This window comes from Mesorhizobium sp. WSM4841, assembly GCF_055811515.1.
In genome coordinates, this window is sequence record NZ_JBVVQC010000019.1 from 33,148 (window position 1) to 53,114 (window position 19,967).

The following is a 19,967-nucleotide window of genomic DNA, read 5'->3' on the forward strand; positions in this document are numbered from 1 at the left end:
GCGCGCCCTGTATGATATATTGTTAGATAACGGGCCACTGCAAAGGGCCATGTACTGCGCTGATATCTAACAGATCGAAAACAAGATTCCAGACTAAGAAATAATCTGTGCAACCTTTTTGAGGAGGCTACGATGAGAGGGGCTCTTACGTTACTGATTTGCATAGTTCTTGCAGGCTGCTCCGACCCGTTGGCTAAATATGTGGCCGAAAAATTCCCTCCCATTTCCCTGGACGATCAGAGGCAAAAAGCAGTCGACTCTGCGGCCGAGGCAATGCGCACCTTGAACACGCCAAATGTTGCGTTTGGTACATCTCTTTCCGCCGTTGAGGCGGTGATAAAGTCCAAAGACCTTACAGAGCAAGGAGTTACTGATGTTTCACTCTCAACCGATAGACAGTTGCTCAAAGTTGAGATCACTTTCGACAGGACGTTCGTCTCCAACGACGCTGGTCCGGCCGATCAAACCCTCCTGGGCACACTGGCACCGCATATTCGTGGCAAGATCGTCGTATACTGCGGAATCACTAGCAGCACGTTAGAAAAGGATAGCGGCAGCACCGTGCTACCGCTGCAGCTTCTCCCATATATTGGGACGGTGGAGGTCGCGTCCGTTGAAGTTGCCGGGAAATACGATGTCACTCCCGCCGGCGACCTCATCGCTCGGCTTCTGAACCGATATTCCGATAACATTTCTGGCGCTATATCCAAGATGCCGATCATGACTGTAAATATCCCGACAGTCATGGTCGATAAGTCGAATTTGTCCCGTGTGATCACCACCAATGACACCGCAGTCAACGGAAAGTTCACACTTCGGGCAGATGACATTACACCTCCGATAAAGTTGTATGGCGTCGTTTCGTTAATTGATGACTCGCAAATTATGGGCATCGCCCAGCTTGTCCCTTTGAACTTTGTTCCGGGCTCTCCAACCTCGGTTCAGTCAACTTTTGAATTCGTTAAAGAGGTATTCGGCGCTCATATCCAACGAGCCTTCGAAATTGAAAAGGCCCCCTCCGAGATCTGGGTAGCGATCCGAAAGGACATAGTTGCTTTCGCCGTAAACGACGCAATTCGGCAAGCCTCATTTTGCGTCGGCGGAGACGTAGACGTGGCGAAGCAGAGCTTTTCTCAGAAGGTAGAGTTCCCTGATGAGACGGGTGTCGACTGCACGCCAACTAGAGATTGCTCGCCGACGAGAGACTGCACGATTGCGAGGAGCCACGACGACCGGGATTGCAGTGCATGCATTCTATATCGCCCGGAGGTCAAGGTCTTCGGAAAGGTGGTAGTAAGCGGAGGCTGCGTTCAACACGGTAATGATCCCACATGCGAGTTTAATAAGGCCGCCCAGAATAAAATTTACGACGCTGACTACGCTCTTAGGAAGGCGGACTGCGAGCGGCTCAAGACCCAGGAGAGAGTGCAATGCGAAGCAGAGAAGGCGGGGGAGAGGGCGCTTTGCGAAACCGGCAAGGAGGCGCTCAAGCGAATTGCTAGAACAGGAAATTTCGCGAACTTGGATGGATCGTTTCAAGGGCGCGGCAAGTTAGGTGTATGCTTGGAGAGTTTTCAGCTGGCAAACGATCTGAGCCGAGTTGACCTTACCGTAGGCGCTACAGGACAGGTAAAAGCAGACGTTTCTCTAAAGTTCACACCGCTCGACATAGTGGGTCACCTCACTTGTCAAGCTCCGTGGACCGAGAGACAGACTTTTGACGCAACTGTTCCAAATACAAGTATTCCGATATCGTCAACAATAGAACTTAATTCCTTGGAAGGGGCCAGTACGATTGGCTTCAATGTCGCTGAGATCAAGTTCCCGCTTCAATTGAACCCAGGACCAACGGAGTTCTTGCTAAAGAGCACCAATATGACTTTGGCCTGTCAGGGCCTAAACCTGCTCAAGCCCCTGTTGATTTCGGCAACGCCATTCATTCCTGAATTAAAGGGAAACTTTGAACACGTGGAGAAGGCCCGACACCTTGACATGCATGTGGAGCTCCCGTCCCAGGAAATAGGCGGAGTCGCGATCCAAGCGAAACTCTCTACGACCCCGCCAGCATTGTTGGTTTCTGGCGGCGTCAAATAGGAGGCGAGACTGGTGTGTAAAAACTGCGAGAATAACTTCTTCGATTGCACGACGGAAGCCTTTTTCGCGCCTTCCCTGGCGCAGAACGTGAGGTCGCGTGTGAACCGGCACCACTCGACATGGTCAATGGTCCTGAAGGTTGCGTCGGGTGATCGGGCGCTCGGCGGGTAGAGGTCGCCCAAAGGCAGGTTGGAATCGCCCTGACCTGCCACGGAACTGTCATCCAGCGTCGATTAGAGCCTTGGCAGTTTCTATTACGCCATGGGGCGGCGCGGAGGAACCGGCGGAGGCGCGGAGCCTTCGATCAGCGCAGTCGGAGCCGGTTGCGGTTATGACCCCGGCATAGGCCGCTGGGATCTGGTATCCCAGCGGGGAATGCAGCCTTGCGATTTCGTGTGGCACGGTTCTTGCTTCCAACACTTCAGACATGCCGGGCGCAAGACGCTGTTCCACATCGATACCGGCGTGTGAGGTTGGGACAATGATGTCGCGTATGTTCGGCCTTCCCGCAGCGTTTTTGGCCGCCGCCCTGGGGCTAGCCTTCTGGTCGTCCGTCACCTCGTGGGAGTTTTTGACTGCGACCCAATCCGATTCGGTCTTTTGTTCAAGCGGTCCATCATCCGAGACCGTATCGGCGACGGAGTTGCGGACTTTGGCATCATGTCCGCCGGGCGTCACAGGGTCATAGGGAGCGCCTCCATGGCCGCGAGACAGTGGATGTGGTCGCGCACAGCATTTCTGAAAGATGCGGCCGCTGCCCATACGCCCTCGGTCGGCGGAACAGTCGTCGTAGCGCAGACAAATATCGGAAACGAACAGCCTCCTGCAGCGGCGTCTTGCAGTTACAGGAAACGGCTAAGAGTGACCCAAGGGAAAGATTGTGTCATGGAACATTGGGCCTTGATCACTCACTTGGCATCGGCCTTTCGCGAATTCGTTGCACCGCGCTACCGGCCGGAACTCTACTATATGCGTGGCCCCGGGCCGGCCTCCGCGCGCCGCGCGAGCACGCGTTGAAGCCGTTCAGTAAGATTACCGGCATGCCGCCTGAGATTGTTAGTCTAATCGAAGAGCCATATCTGCTGATCGTCGCCCTCTTGGTTGGCGCCTTTGCTGGTATGACCGTCGAGCGTTTCCGTTCCAAAACACGACGGCAGGCATGGCGGGAAAAGAATCGTTGGCGCTGGGAGAGGAAGCGCGATTGGAGCAAAATAGATAACGGGCCGTTGGCGCCGAAGCCTGATCCAGTCCCGCCCAAACAACCCGATGCTGCCGATCAGTTGCGCATCGTTATGGGCGCTCACTTCACGATACAGCCGCTCCTCAGCAAGAGCGAAGCGCGCGTGTTCCGGGAGCTCGACAGCATTGTGATAAGCTGCAATCCCGGATGGCAGGTGATGGCACAAGTGTCGTTAGGCGAAATTCTGCGCAGCAAGGACGCGGACGCCTACCGCTGCATCAACTCGAAACGAGTCGATTTGCTTCTAGTGAACGAGGACTGCCAGCCTCGACATGCGATCGAATACCAAGGCGCCGCCCATCACCAGGGTCTCGCCGCAGCGCGCGATGCTGTCAAGAAGGAGGCCCTACGAAGGGCAGGTATCGGTTATCACGAGGTTGTTGCCGGGCACACTACCCCTTCCGAGCTCAGGCGGCTGGTCGAGAAACTTGTAGACAAGCCAAAAGACGGCTGAAAATCTGCTACGCCACTCTGAGTAGAGCTCAACACTATGCGGGTTGGAATCGCCCCCAACGAGGTATCGGCTATTGCGCTCAGGGCCGACTTGCCGCCATGTCCAAGGGCAGCACGCCATTTCAAACGATCGCGCGTGTAACCACGGGGATAACCTCCCCGTAACCCTGTTGAGTCGGGACCCAATTCCGGGAAGTTGAAGAACCACTCGGTAGTTCGTAAGATCCGGCGGAGCAATAGGCGTATCGCCTTGCCCGGCCGCAAGCTCCTCATCTAACGACAACACCTCACAGAAGGGGCGGCAGACTTTCTTTGGAGAAGTTGGCATGGATCAAACGACGGAATTGCTCCTTACAAAGGATCCTCGTGCCTTCCTGGATGTGGTCCAAAATGATAACCCCGAAGTGCGGGTGAGGACGCTCAAGACTTTTGACGATTTGATGACCTGTGAAATTCTTCGGCACGGTATCTTCAGAAGCGAAATGGAGTTGCCAAGCCTTAAAGCGCTTTACAATGAATACTTCCTGCCGGCTCCATTAGACCGACGAAAAGAGGTTTTCGAACACGTCAAAGGGATGGTGACCGCTCTGGGCGGCGATGTCGCTTGCGCGTTCAATCCATTCATGCTCCTCGACGATGATGTTGGCATCGTTTCGACAGCTGTCATCGACTATTGCAGCTTCTCTCCGTTGATCGATGGAGATCCGATGAGTCGGCCTAAAGACGTGGCGATGATGATTAGGAGAGCCATTCCGCGTAATCCGGCGGCGGCCTTTGGGGGGTTGCTTGTGCTCGGCGATCCGAGGGTCTGCAAGCTGATCCTACCACTACGAGGGCATTTGGACGTCAACCAAGTTCAGATAGTCTCTAACTGCCACTCGGGCTTAACCTACAAGTGCAATGTGGAATTCTATCTCGATTGGCTTGAGGAGTTTGTGGACCGCGTAGACCAGGAGGGCCTGGCAATGTTCGGCCACATCGCCGCCGGGCTCTATCGTTTGAGCAACTCCCAAGTGCGCAACATCCTTGACGGTCAACGTCCCTTTCCGTTCCGCAGTGATGACGCCTCTCAATTTTTCATAGATCGCCAAGAATTTGCGAGTTCGATTTCCGCGCGACTTTATGCTCTTGAGGGGCAAGAAAACGCGCCAAAGGTAATGCCTCACGTAATCCGACTTTTCGGAATGACACCGAGGACGGCCACGAAAGACACCTTCAAAATCGATATGAACTAGTTCGTGCGCCTGTTTACGTGACCGCCTAAGCCGGAACCCAGCCAAGGGGTAGACTACAGTTCAACGCGACGTGCAATCGCTGTGTCGCACCAGTTTGGCAAGCGTAAATTGAGCCGTCTAAGCAGTTCAACAGAGTTGCCGGCAATACGGTCGGCTCCGTAAGAGTGCGCGTTCTCCGGCATTCACTGCTTTGAAGGGGGTTAAACGGGGATATCCCTTTGAAATGGAGTGAACCACAGAGAAATTGGGAAATGGTGACCGCGCGGTGACCGCAGGAGCTTAGAAGAGGACTGCTTTGCCACTGGTATCGATCCGGACTGCTGACCCAACTCTGGTATAAACCGTTGAGGTTATTGAAAATCGACCGCGTAGTTGCTGCGCGTGGCTGACGTCGAGAAGAGTGAAGGCTGCAGTCTCTGCCGGGCCTACCGCTGCAAGGCCGGGGCCAATCATCAAACCACCTACCTCCGTGAGAAAGAAGCGGTCGTGGAAATCCTCACCTCCGGGAACTTCGGACCACTCATATAGCTCCAACGTGTGTCCAGCGGGGATCATGCCATTTGTTTGGCCAGGTGCATCCCGCGCAACAATGTGATCCGGCGGGCGAGATTTATGCGTCTTGAAATGAACTCTCACAACTCTTGTTGCGGGTCCTGAAGCAGCAAGGCTTGCAAGCAGAGCCGACAGGGGTCCTATGAAGTCACCTTTCGCCAGCCGCAAATCAAAATACGGATCTACGATATCGATCTCACGGGCGACCATGGCGAGCGGAAACACGGCACCAGCAATGTTGGCGGCCGTTCTTAAGACATCCCGACTGATTGGCGCGCCGTGAACAGGCCATTGTCGTCTGAACATTCATCGGGGACAATCGAGTCAGCACATGGCTTCTCCCCCCCACTGTAGATTATAGCGCGGAACGGTTTCAGGCCGTGCTCGCGAATAGCGTTTTCGATCCAGCTTGCCTCGTGGACATATGCCCGACCAAAATCTGCAACCCTGACTTTGGTGCTGCGTAAACGTTCGACGATGCTGGCCATCCGAATATCTGGCACCCCTGCATCCTTCGCAGCTTGAATGACCTTCTTCTCCCACCTGGTCGGCAATCGCGAAATTAGCCGACCTTTATCGACCCCGAACTTCTCAATCAAAAATCGAAACGTTTCCCAGTTTGCGCCAATTGCGGCGGGTTCGACGGCGTATTCCGAGAGCATTAAAATAGCTCCTCGGCGCGCTCTTCGAAGAAGCCCCTTCGGCCAGCGGTCAAGAAACTCACCCTCGCGGTCGACGCGGAGTGGGCGGAAGCGCACGCCGTCATCGCCGCTTTCCACATAGATCACCGACAGGTCTTCTGGCGAAAGGCCAATCGCACCGGGCGGCACTTCATTCTCGGTCGTTTCGCGAATGCGCCGAAGAAGGCGCAGCATGATGTGCTCGCTATGGGTTTCAACAAGCAGGGTCTTACCCGCGCCGACGATGCTTTCGCGCGTTTGAACCGCTTGAATGAACAGATCGCCCAGGCCGACCTGAATGGCCGGATGGACGTGCAGCTCCGGTTGCTCGATTGCAAAAACGCCCTGTTGGCTTCGAAGGCAGCCCACGATCACTGGGATCATTTGCGATATGCCGACGCCCACGTCACTTGGCGCGACGATGATGCCTTTGTCAAAATCGAGCAGGGCGATTTCTGTTCGTCCGCCCAGCGTGGCGTAAAGCTCTTGCAACTCGCCAAGATCGTCTTCGGAAACCCCGCGCTCGAAAAGTTGGTGAAACCGGCCAGGAACCGGAACTTCCTTGAACTGTAATTTCTCAAGCCGATAGCCGGTCTTCAGCCTGTCTTCGCCGCCCAGCCAAGCATTGACCTCATCTAACAACTTGCCCGAATGGTCAGTATAGAGCAGGTCCCAAGCGGCCAGGCCCTGCGCCCAGCGTGATTCATCGGGCGAAAGGCGCGGGCGATACTTGCGGCTCGGAATTTCGCGCAACGGCCCGATATATGTCATGGCGTTGAGATAATCGCGCACCAGTCGCAGAGGGCCCACAATCACTTCATCCAGAAGCGCGTTCAGACCGCGCACCCGGGGCGTCTTGCTCTCCAACTCGAACTTCTTGACTTCCGGGTCCCGCAGGTCGCTCACCAGCGGCCTGTTCAAGTCCGGCAGCGCACCCAAAACTGTTTCCACACCAACGCGGTAGTCATGCGGTTGCAACTCGTTGACTCTGGACATCTGCCGCGACAGATCGAGGATCTCGTCCGCAAGGGGATACTTGGACAGCTCCTCTTCCGGGTCCGGCAGCTCATCCGCGTCGCGAAAGCGGCGGAACAGATGATGATCGAAGTTGATCTTCGATAGTATCGCCTGACCTGTCTGCGCCGGTGACGTGAGCGTGGCGACATCGTAATCGTCCATCATCACGGTGATCGCCGAAACATATGGGCCGACCAGCAAATCGCTCCACGAGATCGACAGGCTGACGCCGATGGATTGCACCACCGCGTAGTCCTTCAGGTCAGTGTTCTCACCCACAAGGTAGCGGATCGGCAGGCTTTCGAACTCCGCAGCATTTAGAGAAGCACCTGAATTCAGGGGCAGCCGCTCCGAAGCGTAACCGTCCACATCGTTGATCACTATCTTGATTATGATGGTCCGACTTAGGTCGTGCCCATGGACAAGCGTCGCAAAGCCTCCCAGATCAATCAGCCCGCCGGCGATAGTCTGATCCGGGTCGGCATTCCGACGCTCAAGGATTTCGCGTAAGTAATGCAGCGATTGCAGGATCGTGCTCTTGCCGGCGCTGTTCGGGCCGAACAGCAAAGTGATCGGTTTCAGGTCGATCATCTGCGCGGTGCCGATCCCCTTGAAGTTTTCGATCTCAATCCGGCTTAGGCGCATGTGGCGATCCTACAGTTCGCCGCGAAAGGCGCGTTGGGAGAGCGTGTCGAACAACCGTGCCGCATCCTCTTGATGCTGGGACACATTACGATGGAGAACTCGAGTTCGCCGGTAGCACTCGCCGAATTCCTTTTGAAGCGACAAGTCGGGGATCGGAACACATAATTCGAGTAGCCGCCCTTTGCCGATATTCGGCATCGACGCCGCAGCACCGCTAGCAATGCTCCGGAGCTTCGTTCTCATAGAAGGATGAACAAGCATCGCCCACAGAAACTCTTTGGTCACTTTCTTCGGATTATTCACAATTCTAAAAATCAAATCTGGCATCGCGAGATTACTGACTTCGCTTTCCACCAAAGCCGCCGCTCCGACTAGTTCGTAGGTGTTTTTCCTAGAAAACAGAAGATCACCGGCCTTTATCAGGTGGTTCGCATTCGGACTGTATCCATCAAGGACGGCTTTGTTTTCGCCTTCTCTGAAAACCGTTGAAGAAATTGAACTGACCTTCAGCACACCGTATTCCCCTCGTTCGGCTCGGCGTGCTTCACATCTTGGACTATGACCGCTATCAATGCGCGTAAGTAGTGCGGAAAAGGGCAGCATTCGAAAATTTTTCGGATTAGCTACCGGATCGCCAAACATCTCCAGAAATACCGACTTCAGAAAATCATCCGCCAGGGCGAGTGCCTGTTCGCGCTTGCGGCGGATGGCGTCCGCTTTGTCGAGGATCGTCGCGATCCGGCGTTGTTCATCCGGGCTAGGGAACGGTATCTCATAAGAGTCGAGTTCCGACTTCCTGATGTTCTTAATGCCAACCCCGGAAGAGTTTCGTGTCCAGTCACGAAACTTCGGCGTTTGGAGGTAGTGAAACAAGTATCGAGGATCACATTTACCGGCCTTGGGCCGGACCACTGCGCAGAACGCACCGAACGATCCGCTCCAATCCTGATCAGCGAACGCAGTTTTCCCGACAATCTCGGCACTACCCGAGGACGTACACATGACGATATCGCCATGACGGAGCCGCTGTCTTTCCGATACCATCTGGTCCGGGATATAGACCAAATCACTATCCACGATCAGATGTCCCTGAATGTTGCCTGCCCGCAACACAGGGGTATAGCCTTCCCTCGGCTCAGCAACTGCATCGCCCTTAGAGAAGGTGACGCCTCGAACTACGTCGGCCTTGTCGGTTAGTGGGGATGGGGCCACATCACTCATCCGAGCATTTCCTCAAGGTCGGCGAGATCGATCGCGATGTCGTCGTTCAGCTTCTTCATCCGGTCCAGAATGATCGCCGGCGCTTCGTACTCCTGTGCGACGTGCGGCCGAACCTTATACTTGCTTAGCGACAGGTCGTAGTTCGCCTCTCTGATCTCCTGCGCAGGCACGAAGAAAGCCTTCTGTGTCCGATCAGCGTCGCGTCTTGCATCCCGGTCCCGCCATGCGGCAAGACAACCAGGCAGATCGTTGGCATCTATCGGATCGCGCTTGTCATCGAGCGAATAACCGTCTGCCTCGATATCGTAGAAAAACACATCATCTGTGCGCCCGCCCTTGGTGAAGACCAGAATGCCGGTCGACACGCCGGCATATGGCTTAAACACGCCGCTTGGCAGGGAGATCACGGCTTCCAGCTGGTTCTGATCCAGCAGCAGCTTGCGCAAGGCCACGTGGGCGGTTGAGGAGCCGAACAGAACACCGTCAGGCACGATCGTCGCCGACCGCCCGCCGTTCTTCAGCATGCGTAGGATCAACACGAGGAAGAGCAGCTCCGTCTTCCTGGTCTTCACCTGACGCAGCAGCGACGCGTGGACATCCTCGAAGTCGAGGCTTCCCTTGAAAGGCGGGTTGGCCAGGATGATGTTGAAGCCTTCCGCAGCGGCTTCGGGGAATTTGTCAGTAAAGCCCGCGCTCAGCGTGTCCTGATAGTGGATGTCAGGATCGTCAACGCCGTGCAACATCAGGTTCATGGCGGCGATGCGGAGCATCGTCGCGTCGAAGTCGAACCCGTAGAACATGCCGCTGCGGATATGTTCGCGGTGCGCTTCCAGCAGATCGCCGGTGAAGATCTTTTCCGTCTTGCCGGTTTCTCGATCGGTTTCTTCCAGCACGCCCTCGGGCGATGTGTAAGTTTGCAGAAGATATTGCATCGTCTGGACAAGGAAGCCGCCCGTTCCGCAAGACGGATCGCCGATGACATCGGTGGGCTTAGGCTCAAGCATGTCTACCATCAACCGGATGATATGGCGCGGCGTGCGGAACTGGCCATTAATGCCCGCTGTCGTCAGCTTGCTCAAAAGATATTCGTAGAGATCGCCCTTCGCGTCGCCTTCGGTCAGCGGCAGCTGGTCGATCATATTGACAGCTTTCACCAGAAGGCTCGGCTTCTGGATCATCAGCTGGGCGTCCTTCATGAACTCGGCGAAGGCGGTGCCGCTGGTCGAGGCTTTCCGAAAATGCGGGAACACCTTGTCGCGCACCAAGGGCAGCATGGCATCGGAGCCGAGATGGCGGAATTGCGACCAGCGCAGGTTCAGTTCATCGTCCGAGAAACGTCGCTGGAACGACTTACCCGTCCGCTTCAAGCGGTTCTCGTCCCGCGTTTCGTTGATGTCGAGTAGGCGCGCAAACATGAGGAACGTGATCTGTTCGATCACGGTCAACGGGTTGGTGATGCCGCCCTGCCAGAATTCGGTCCAGAGGGCATCAACGCGGCGCTTCAGGTCACCCGTAATCATTGGTGTTTTGTCCTTTCAGGGATTCTTCTTTGCCCGCGCTGGTTCCTGCGGGCGGCGCGAAGACGCTTAGGATGTCGAGGAGATCATCGATCTCCTCGGGTTTTTCGAAGACGCCATCCAGGCCGTCAGCGTCCACCACGGTGAACGGCTGCTCATAAAGGCGATCCAGCGTGACCGATCCAAAGCGGGCGATGTGGTTCTGAAGCAACCCGAGGAAGCGTGTCTGCTTCGCCGTGAGGCTGGGGTGCCGGCGCGCGAATTCAGCGAACCGCGCGCCGACCGCTTCGGGATCCAGCCCAACAATTGACCGGATAGCGAAGTCCAACGGAAGCGCTGTGTCCGCGAAAAACTCTTTGAGCACGTCGCGACTCGCATTCGGGCTTTGGGTCAAAACCAGCGAAACAAGGGCCTGAATGTCGGCCTCGGATACGGCTTCGCCCGCTCGAATCTTTTTCAGCGTCGGGTTCGTATAAAAGTGCCGCGTCAGCTCGGCCTCGACGATTTGCTGGTATGCCTTCATGTCGACGGTCTTCAGGCTTGTCGCCCGGCGATTTGTTTGGAAGCCGGCTGCGTCTTCCGTCACGTCAATGATCTTCGCGGGCAGCGGCATCGCTCCCTGGCGGTCGCGGTGATGCATGATTTCGCGCAGCGGTTTGCGAACCGCCTCAAGGTCGGCGACAGTCACGCCGTTCCAGAACTCATCAGATTTGACCCGCTTGATGACTTCAGCCTTCTCGCGCACTGGGTTGAGGTGCATCTGGAGTGCGGAGAGTCGATCGAGCAGATCGATTTTGAGATCACCGACATCAGCGGACTTTCGCAGCACCGCGATTTGCGCACGAGCCATCAACAGATCCAGCGCATATGCATCGCTCAATCCGCGAACGTTTCGCCATTGCATCAGGGGTGCGATGACCTGTCGAAGCATGGCGACGGTGGCGGGCGCGAAGGCTTTGAGCGTTGCCGGAACTGAAACCGCGCGTTTCTCACGCCATTTTTCCCGCACCGACACGGACTCCTCCGGCAGTGCCTCGATGTCTTTCGCGATGAGCTCAATCACCTCATCGAAGATCGCGACTTCGCTCATGCGAAGGGCCGTCTCAGCGAGCAATACGCGTTCTTCGAATACAAGCTGGAGCAATGGCTTAGACTGGGTCGGTTCCGCCGGCCGGTAGCCCATTTCGAAGCGTTCGAAATTCCCCCAGTGATCGAATATCCGGAAGATTTTCTTGTCCTTGCCCGGGCCGAACAAGTCCGGCTTCAGGCGTGTTCCGCGCCCGATCATCTGCCAGAACTTGACAGGCGAACGGACTGGCTTTGCGAAGACAAGGTTCAGGATTTCTGGAATGTCGATGCCGGTATCGAGCATATCGACCGAGATCGCGATGGTGAGCTCGGAGTTTGCTCCATCACCCTTGAAATCGTCGATAAGCTGTTCGGCGCGCGGATCGTAATTATCGATCACTTGGCAGAAACGCCCGCCATACTGCGGATACATCTCATCGAACATCTGGCGCATGAGCACGGCATGTTGATGGTTCCTCGCGAAGATAATGCTCTTGCCCGGAAGCTGATCGGTCGCGTCACGCAGCCCGTTCTCCATCAGGTTGCGAAGGATGGCCCGGTTGGTGTCCTTGTTGTAGATGATCTTGTCGATCTGCTCTGAGGAGAAATCGTACTGAGCCGGGTCTTCGCCCTGTTCCTCAAGCTCCTGAATTTGCTCGTTGGTCAGGATGTCGAGCCTGATCCCCTCGCGCAAAAACTGCGTCGTGTGCTCGAAGACTTCGAACGGAGTCAGGAACCCGTCGTGCACCGCCTGCTCAAGATCGTAATTGGCTGTCGGCAATTGGCCTTCGCACCCGAAAAGGCTGAAGGTGTTTCGCGAGACGAAATCAATGGGCGTAGCCGTCAAGCCGATCTGCAGGCAATCGAAGTAGTGGAACATGTCACCATAGACATTGTAGATGCTGCGATGCGACTCGTCGGCGATGATCAAATCGAAGAACCCGGCATCGAAGGACTGGTAAACCTTCTGCATGGCAGGATAGGTCGCGAGGAAGACGCGTTCACTTGCCGATTGATTCACCCGCGAGCTCACGATGCGAATGGGTTCGGATAGAAAGTCACCGAAGGCGTTCTTGGCTTGCTTGCGCAGTTCGCGACGATCGCACAGGAACAGTACTCGCTTTACCCAGCCTGCGCGAATGAGCAGTTCCGCTAGGGCGATTGCGACGCGCGTCTTTCCCGTGCCAGTCGCCTGGACGATCAGCGCCTTGCGATGGCGATCGGAAAAGCGCTCCGAAACGCGCTTGATCGCCTCAATCTGATAGAGCCGGTTGATGATCTCGGCCTTCGGTTCTAGCGAGTTCAAGGCCTTCCGACTGGCGCGCTGAAAATTCACAAGATACTGAAGGCTGTCCTTTGAATAGTAGCCGAAAATCTTGCGGGGCGGATAGCCCTGGACATCGTCCCACATCCAGATGTCGTACCCATTGGTGTAGAAGATAACCGGGCGTTGCCCGTGCATCTTCTCGAGGCCATCGGCATATAGTTTTGCTTGCTGGCGACCTCGCTCAGGATCGACGGCTGTCTTTTTTGCTTCGATCACGGCCAACGGATTGCCGTTATCGTCCAAAAGCACATAGTCCGCGAAGCCGAGACCGGATGCGGTTGGCTGGTATTTGACCTCAACCTCCTTGCCCACCTCGGTTGTGCTCTGCGCTCCGAGGGCAACGTTCCAGCCGGCTGTTGCCAGCAGGCTGTCGATTATCCTGACTCTGGTTGTTGTCTCGTTGAATTCGAGCAGATTTGCCGTGGCAGCACCTGACGATGCCAACGCCCGGATCTCTTCGACCTTCTTTTCGGCCGTAGCTCTAGCTAACCGAGCCGCCTCCAGCTCACTTAGAAGCGTTTCCAGTTGAGCTTCCTGAGCAGCGAGCTTTTCAAGAACCTGCCGTTTCTCGCGCTTCAACTGGCCTTTGCTATCGTCACCCCCCTCTGGCAACGGCTGCTCGAAGGCCGGAATATCCGCGGCATTGCCTCTGCCATACTGAACAAACAGCCATCGCCCCAGATCGAATGCTTCCTGCAACAACCAAAGCGCGCTTCGGGTCGTCGCAGGCTCACCGTGCGCTGCTTTGTTGCCGTGAATTCGAAGGGCGTGGAGTTTGTCGAGAACCACCTTCGGGGTGATAGCCGCGAAGGACTGATTACCTAGCAGATCGACAAAGGTCGCGTGCTCGGGCTTAGGCAAACCTAAGTCACGATAGATGTCCTTGGTGAGGTTCTCTGCAAAGAGCCGCAGCTTTACGAGTGCACTGGCAGGGTCATTGTGAGCATACGCCTCGGCAAAGCCGCCGAGAGATGCGAGTTCTGGCCAAATACCGCGAAGGATTTCGAAGTTACGAGACTTCATCTCGTTGCCTCGGCAAGGGCGGAGTCAAACTCCTCACGATTGGTAACAACAACCGGCGTTTCTCGTGGATCACTTGAGGCCAGATCGAGGCGCAGTCGCTTGCTGAAATAATACAGCATGGCATGGCGAACCGGTACGACAACGCGCCCATTCACCATTGCAAAATCCTTCGCGATAACGCCCTGCTGACTTGGAGTCAGCTTCGGGTTGGGAACCAAGACCACTGAAAAATGAGCATTCCAAAACTGATCGGCACTAGCGACGCTCCCAGAGTCGCCAGGATTTCGGCAGTCGAGGCATCGCGACAGGATGAAGTCCTTGAACTTCTGGTCGATGTGGCAATAGGCACGCGTGTGCCAACGCAGCCCATCGCTGGCGAACGCATGAGGCGTCACCCGCCTCCAAATTGGTTCGGGGCGCGTAGCGCTCATTGACTGGTATAAGATCTCAATCGAGCGAGTTCCGCGCGCGGCTGCTAGTAGCGTCCGCAGGACGCCAGACGCGACTCGACGATGGGGGATAGGCAATTTATCTGCAAAGAGTGCGCCCTGACCGGCACTTTCCGGCGCGCCGAGTATTGCCAGTGGCCTTGGCGCCAAGCGATCAAGGTATGCGCCAGCGTCCAGTTCGATGAACTTCGGTCGAAATGCAGCGGACGCAAAGTACCGTTTCTCACTGCGATCATAGACAATGTTGTCTGGGGCCTGTTCCTGGTAAAGGGCGAGGTCCTTGGATGCCTGGGGAACAGACACCCCAAACTCTTTAACGATGTCAGACCGGTTGACGCCACCCTCCCAAAAAAGGCGGAATTCGACGAACTCGAGCCTACGCTCGATGCCCCATCGGAATCCCTTTGCGTCCGCCCCGACCATCGATTTCCGCGCCCACTGCGTCAGATGTGTTTCTTTATCCGTCGTGTTTCTATACGGATAACTAGAAGAGTGTCAAGGCACCCACCACATCTTATTTTGAGCTCGCCGGGCTATGACGTGCCTCGATGCGTCGTCTTCCGCAGCAGCGCATTCTGGGGCATGTGTGTCTGATACGCCGTGCGTCTCCATGCCAGCGCTACGCATATATCGCGCCTTTCAGCGGCGGCGCAGCTACATGGGCGCGCGAGCCTGTTTTGGCGCATCGGGTGACCACGTTCCGTGAACGCCTCCGAAACAAAGCGGGGGTGGACGGGTGACGCACGCCAGCCTAAAAGAATATCAGCAACACCGATGAGAAACGCTGACGCGCGGCTAACGCTGCCTCATGGTGTAGTGCTTCAGACGTAGCAACCAAAAGCGCAGGCCTGCTAGGCCGAAGTCGCTAGGTTGGAAAGATCTGCAGAGCGCTGCCGGTTTGCATTTTCACCCCCAGTTCAACGGGGCGGAGATGCATCGCGCAGCCGTTCTCGGCTCCGTCATCTCTGCTCCTTTTAGGAGAAACAGAGTTGGTTCCGGATTTTCCCGAAGATCGAATCCCGCACCCGAAGCGGCTGATCACCATCCACGAGGCGGCCGACGCTATCGGCGCCAAATACTGGCAAGTCCAGCGTGCCGTCCGGCGCGGCGATATTCCGAGCTATACCCCCTTCAATTCGCGGCCTTTGGTTAGGTTGTCCGAGGTGGTCGCATACATCGATTCTTGCCGTAAGGGAGGAACCGATGAGCGCTGAATTCTCCCTCAAGGATTTCATCCCCGCGTTCTGGGGTTCGCTGTTCGAGGGCGAGCTGAAGCTCTGGAGCCTGAAGACCAAAAAGACGAGTTCTTACGGGCAGGCGGAGGTCGTCCGCCTTGTACGCGATGTCGACAGGCGGAAGCACGCCGAGGATTTGTATTTCGGGCTGAGCACGCAACCAAGGGACCTCGGCCCGAACGGTCGCGGCTCGAACGAAACGGCAATCTTGCTTCCGGGTGCGTTCGCCGACATCGATTTCGCTACGGCGAAGGACAGTGTCAAACACTACCCACCCGACAGAGAAACCGCGCTCGATCTTATCCAGTCATTCGAGGCCGCGCCCTTCCTGGTCCAGCACAGCGGCAACGGTCTCCACATCCTCTATGCGTTCGACAAGCCGCTGGTGATGCGCAATCGTGAAGAAAGGCGCAGGGCACAAGCCATCTTGAGGCGGTTCTATCAAAAGCTGGCGGATCATTTCAAAAGTGCCGGCTACGAGATCGACAATGTCAGCGATCTTGCACGCGTATATCGCGTGCCGACGACCTTCAACCATAAGTCGGGCACGCCGAAGCCGGTGACGGTCATCGAGTACAATCCTCGAAATCGACTGCGGCTGGCCGATCTGGAACGCGAGCTGCCCCAGGCTGACGGCAAGTCGTCGAAGCCGATCCCGGCCAATCTCGCCGACCATTCCATGATCCAGCAAGAATGCCCATGGTATGGCCACTACACCGGTGACGGGGCCGCGTCGGCCGACGAGCCCAACTGGTACGCCACTGCTTCGATCACGGCGCGCTGTAAGGACGGCGATCGGGTCTTCCACGAATATAGCGGCCTGCATCCCAGCTATAGCGGGCGGGAGGCTGATCATAAGCTTAGGCGAGCGCTCGAGGAAGCTGGGCCACGGACCTGCGACTCGGTCAGGTCGGAGCTTGGCAATGAGCGCTTCTGTGATGGTTGCCCGCATCGTGGCAACATCACGTCGCCAATCCAGCTTGGCCTAGGTTACGACCCTGGCCCCGCCGGCCCCAGGCCGCTAGGCTTCACGAAAGAGGGTCACTACGCTCTGCTCGACCCAGTGCGGAAGATCGTCATATTGGCGTCCGCGCAGCAATTGCTGGCGGAACAATATCTGATCGGGTTGGCTGAGTCCGGATTTTGGGCGCAGCGGTTTCCGGGGAAGAAAGGAGCCACAAACTTCAAGGCTGCCGGGGAGACGCTTATAAAAGCGTGCCGCCGCGCTGGGCCCTTCAATCCCGCACGCATTCGTGGGCGCGGCATCTGGCTCGAGAACGGCAAGGTCGCCGTCAATCTCGGTCAGCCGGTTGGAAGTTCCAAGTTTCTCTACCTTTGCTTCGAGGGCATTGCGCTGGACGACGGAAAGACGTTCGACGCAAAGCGCCTCAGGGATCACTTTGGGCACTACAACTGGCGTAATCCGCAGGATGCCGGACTCGCGTTCGGTTGGCTCGCGATGGCACCGATCTGCGGCGCTCTCGTGTGGCGGCCCCATGCTTTCATCTACGGCCCCGCGCGGTCGGGTAAGACAACCATCCACACTGTCGCCTCCGTCGTGCTGAGTCCGCTTGCGATATCTGCAGATGGCCAGAGCACCGAGGCCGGTATCCGCCAGACCCTTGGGCCTGACAGCCTGCCGATCCTGCTGGACGAGTTCGAGAGCGATCAGAACGGCTCGATGCTCCGGAACATCCTCCGACTCGCCCGAAGCGCCTCGTCGGCTGACACACCGGTCTTGAAGGGCACGCCTGAGGGTAAGGCTATGAGCTTCAGCCTGCGCACCACCTTCCTGTTCAGCGCTATTAACCCGCGCGGCATGTCACCAGCCGACCAGTCGCGCATTTCGATGTTCGAATTGCTGATGCACGAGAACGACCGAGACGTGGCAAGGCGTATCGCCGAGGACGAGGCGTATTTCCGTACCACTGGCACGGCATGGTGTTCCCATATGATCGGGCTCGCCCATATGGTGCAGCCGGCCGCCGACGCAATAGATATTCACCTGACGGGGGATCGCCGGCATCGCCAGAACATGAGCATCCTGATTGGGGCGGGCTTTGTCGCCCTGAACGGCAGGATTCCCACCGATGAGGAAGCAAGGGCACTCGCGGCCGAGTATGCGCCAGCCATCGAGCGGCATGCCCTCGAGATCTACCGCGACGATGCTCAGGAATGCCTCGACCATCTCCTGTCCCATGTCGTGGACGGCTATCCCCTCGGGCACTGGCTTGCCTGCGTCCGGGATGAGCAGCAGCGGCGCAGCAACGACTTCGCGGACGCCGAGCGGATCGTCACGAACTACGGCATGCGGGTGAATGCCGAGAGCGAGGCCGAATGCTTTCATATCGCCAACGGCGCTCCCGCGATGGAAGTGGTGTTCCAGGGCACGCCATGGGCGCAGCAGGCTTGGGGGCGCGCCCTCCGCAAGCTGGAGGGTGCCTTTACCCCGCGAGATCCCGTGCAGTTCAAGGTGCTGGGGAAGAAACGGTCTTTGGGCATTCCGCTATCCTACCTTCCCGAGGAGCCGCTACCGCTCGCCCCCAAGGGGCCGTTTTGATGCCGCCCGGACGGACGGACACCTACACACTATGGGAGGGAGAGGGGTAGGTATGCCCAAGGCAGCACGCGCAGCCCCTATGCCGGTGCCGTGGGGCCGTCCGTCCGTCCCGCCGCTATGGTTGTGGAGGTCGCTCGAGACTGCGATTTCAACCTCGGTGGCCGAGGAATCCGAGATATTTGGGGCCGCGTCGTTTCGCGGCCTCGATATCCACCCACAGGCTGAGGTTACGCGTCTGGTTACAGTTCGAGCCGTTTCACGGGCTCGCTGGCCGCTCCAGCGATTACTTGTGCCGGTTACTTCCGCGTGTTTTCGTTTCCGTTTTTTTCCTTTTGGACGAGTAACGCCATGAACGACTTCACCGTTTCCATCACCACCGCGACCCGTCGCCGCAAGCTCAGGGACGGCAAGGTCGCCCTCTATCCGCAATATTACTGTGAGTATCGCGAGCCCCTCACCCGGAAGCGTCGCCGCCGTGCTTTCAATCGCAAGAAGGACGCTGAGGCGTTCCGCAACTCCCTGTTGCTCAAGGTCGCGGGAGGCGCCTATGTGGACGAGCGTACCGCTCCTACCGTTGCGCAGGCCATCGAGCATTGGCTGGCGACGAAGGATGGCAACGTGAAGCCTTCGACGCTGATGGGCTACAAGGTGGTGGTATATGGTGCAATCCGGGGGCCACTGTTGATAGGAAGCCGGCAGGAACGTGCCGACTACACCGAGACCGGCAAACAGCCCAAAAACGCCCGCTTCATCAAATTGCTCGGACAGATCAAGCTGTCGGACCTAACAACTGCCGTGATCCGCGTCTGGCACAAGACCGTCACCGAGCAGTGCGGAAACTATACCGCCAACCGGGCGAAGTCGCACCTCAAGTCGATCCTGGCGCTGGCCGAGGAAGATTTTTCCATCCGTGCGCCGTCGATGCCGACCGGGCTGGCGCGGACACGGCACAAGGCCAAGAAGGCCATCCTGACGACCGAGCATATCGCCAAGCTTGTAGCAGCGGCCAAGAACGATCTAGAGCAAGGCATCTACTATGCCTTCGCCTTCCTCGCCGGCACTCGGCCCTCGGAGCAGTTGGGTTTACTTTGGTCAGAGGTGGACTTCGATCGGAACGTCATCAGCATCCGTCGCATCCAGGAGCGAGACGGCTCGCTCACCGAAATGACCAAAACGGAAGCCGGTACCCGCGATATCCCCATGAGTGCGGTGCTGCGTGAGATGTTGTTGGCGTGGCGCATCCGTTGCCCACGCAACGGCAAGGAGTTGCACCGCGTCTTCCCCGGCCCCGGCCGGCTGCAGGAATGGCCGAAACCCCGCATCGGCGGTGGCGGTCCGCTGCTCTACCAGAACTTCCGCAAGCGCTATTGGGCCCCCGTCTTCAAGGCGCTTAGTCTGCCCTACGTGACGCCGCACTCGGCGCGTCATTCGTTTATTTCTACCCTGCAGGCTCAGGGCATCGAGATCGGCCTTGTCGCCCAGATCGCCGGCCATGCCAATCCGACTGTGACGCTCGGCCACTACACTCAGGCCGTGCGAGACGGCAGCGCCGCTATAGCTGCGCTGGACCGGGCCTACAGCGGCTAGGCCGGCGCGGGCTACGCCTAGCCACCCGGACCGTACGCACAGCGCTGTGGGTACGGCCGCCTGC

Annotated in this window: 11 protein-coding genes; 6 read left to right on the plus strand and 5 right to left on the minus strand. The window is 57.2% G+C overall.

Annotated elements, in window-relative coordinates:
• Positions 1–132: 132 nt before the first annotated feature.
• From AC0L14_RS21385 to AC0L14_RS21395, 3 genes are all read left to right on the plus strand, one after another.
• Positions 133–2,094, plus strand: coding sequence for a hypothetical protein (locus AC0L14_RS21385; RefSeq protein ID WP_473750651.1), 1,962 nt, complete (start codon positions 133–135; stop codon positions 2,092–2,094).
• 1,040 nt (positions 2,095–3,134) lie between these two features.
• A complete protein-coding gene (locus tag AC0L14_RS21390) occupies positions 3,135–3,788 on the plus strand; it encodes a DUF2726 domain-containing protein (protein ID WP_473750691.1) in 654 nt (217 codons plus the stop codon).
• A gap of 325 nt (positions 3,789–4,113) precedes the next feature.
• Positions 4,114–5,022, plus strand: coding sequence for a hypothetical protein (locus tag AC0L14_RS21395; protein WP_473750652.1), 909 nt, complete (start codon positions 4,114–4,116; stop codon positions 5,020–5,022).
• 803 nt (positions 5,023–5,825) lie between these two features.
• On the opposite strand, the gene AC0L14_RS21400 is transcribed toward AC0L14_RS21395, so the two are convergent.
• Genes AC0L14_RS21400 through AC0L14_RS21420 form a run of 5 tightly spaced genes read right to left on the minus strand, consistent with a single transcriptional unit; the run spans position 5,826 to position 14,944 of the window.
• Positions 5,826–7,916, minus strand: a complete 2,091-nt coding sequence (locus AC0L14_RS21400) for an AAA family ATPase (RefSeq protein ID WP_473750653.1) — start codon at positions 7,914–7,916, stop codon at positions 5,826–5,828.
• Positions 7,917–7,925: 9 nt separating this feature from the next.
• On the minus strand, positions 7,926–9,137 hold the full coding sequence (locus tag AC0L14_RS21405; protein ID WP_473750654.1) for a restriction endonuclease subunit S: 1,212 nt from the start codon (positions 9,135–9,137) through the stop codon (positions 7,926–7,928).
• Positions 9,134–10,657 (minus strand): type I restriction-modification system subunit M, encoded by a 1,524-nt coding sequence (locus tag AC0L14_RS21410; RefSeq protein WP_473750655.1) that lies wholly within the window; start codon positions 10,655–10,657, stop codon positions 9,134–9,136. Before AC0L14_RS21410 ends, AC0L14_RS21405 begins: the two co-directional genes overlap by 4 nt.
• Complete coding sequence (locus AC0L14_RS21415; protein WP_473750656.1) at positions 10,644–14,072, minus strand: DEAD/DEAH box helicase family protein; 3,429 nt, start codon at positions 14,070–14,072, stop codon at positions 10,644–10,646. Before AC0L14_RS21415 ends, AC0L14_RS21410 begins: the two co-directional genes overlap by 14 nt.
• Positions 14,069–14,944: a BrxR family helix-turn-helix transcriptional regulator gene (locus AC0L14_RS21420; protein ID WP_473750657.1), complete on the minus strand. Its 876-nt coding sequence runs from the start codon at positions 14,942–14,944 to the stop codon at positions 14,069–14,071. The genes AC0L14_RS21415 and AC0L14_RS21420 overlap by 4 nt, the downstream gene beginning before the upstream one ends.
• 566 nt (positions 14,945–15,510) lie before the next feature.
• Between AC0L14_RS21420 and AC0L14_RS21425 the strand changes: the two genes are divergently transcribed.
• From AC0L14_RS21425 to AC0L14_RS21435, 3 genes are all read left to right on the plus strand, one after another.
• Positions 15,511–15,735, plus strand: a complete 225-nt coding sequence (locus AC0L14_RS21425) for a hypothetical protein (protein WP_473750658.1) — start codon at positions 15,511–15,513, stop codon at positions 15,733–15,735.
• Positions 15,725–18,316, plus strand: a complete 2,592-nt coding sequence (locus AC0L14_RS21430; protein WP_473750659.1) for a hypothetical protein — start codon at positions 15,725–15,727, stop codon at positions 18,314–18,316. Before AC0L14_RS21425 ends, AC0L14_RS21430 begins: the two co-directional genes overlap by 11 nt.
• A 348-nt stretch (positions 18,317–18,664) precedes the next feature.
• Positions 18,665–19,903 carry a tyrosine-type recombinase/integrase gene (locus tag AC0L14_RS21435; RefSeq protein WP_473750660.1) on the plus strand — a complete coding sequence of 413 codons (1,239 nt, stop codon included), beginning with the start codon at positions 18,665–18,667 and terminating at the stop codon, positions 19,901–19,903.
• Positions 19,904–19,967 lie beyond the last annotated feature (64 nt).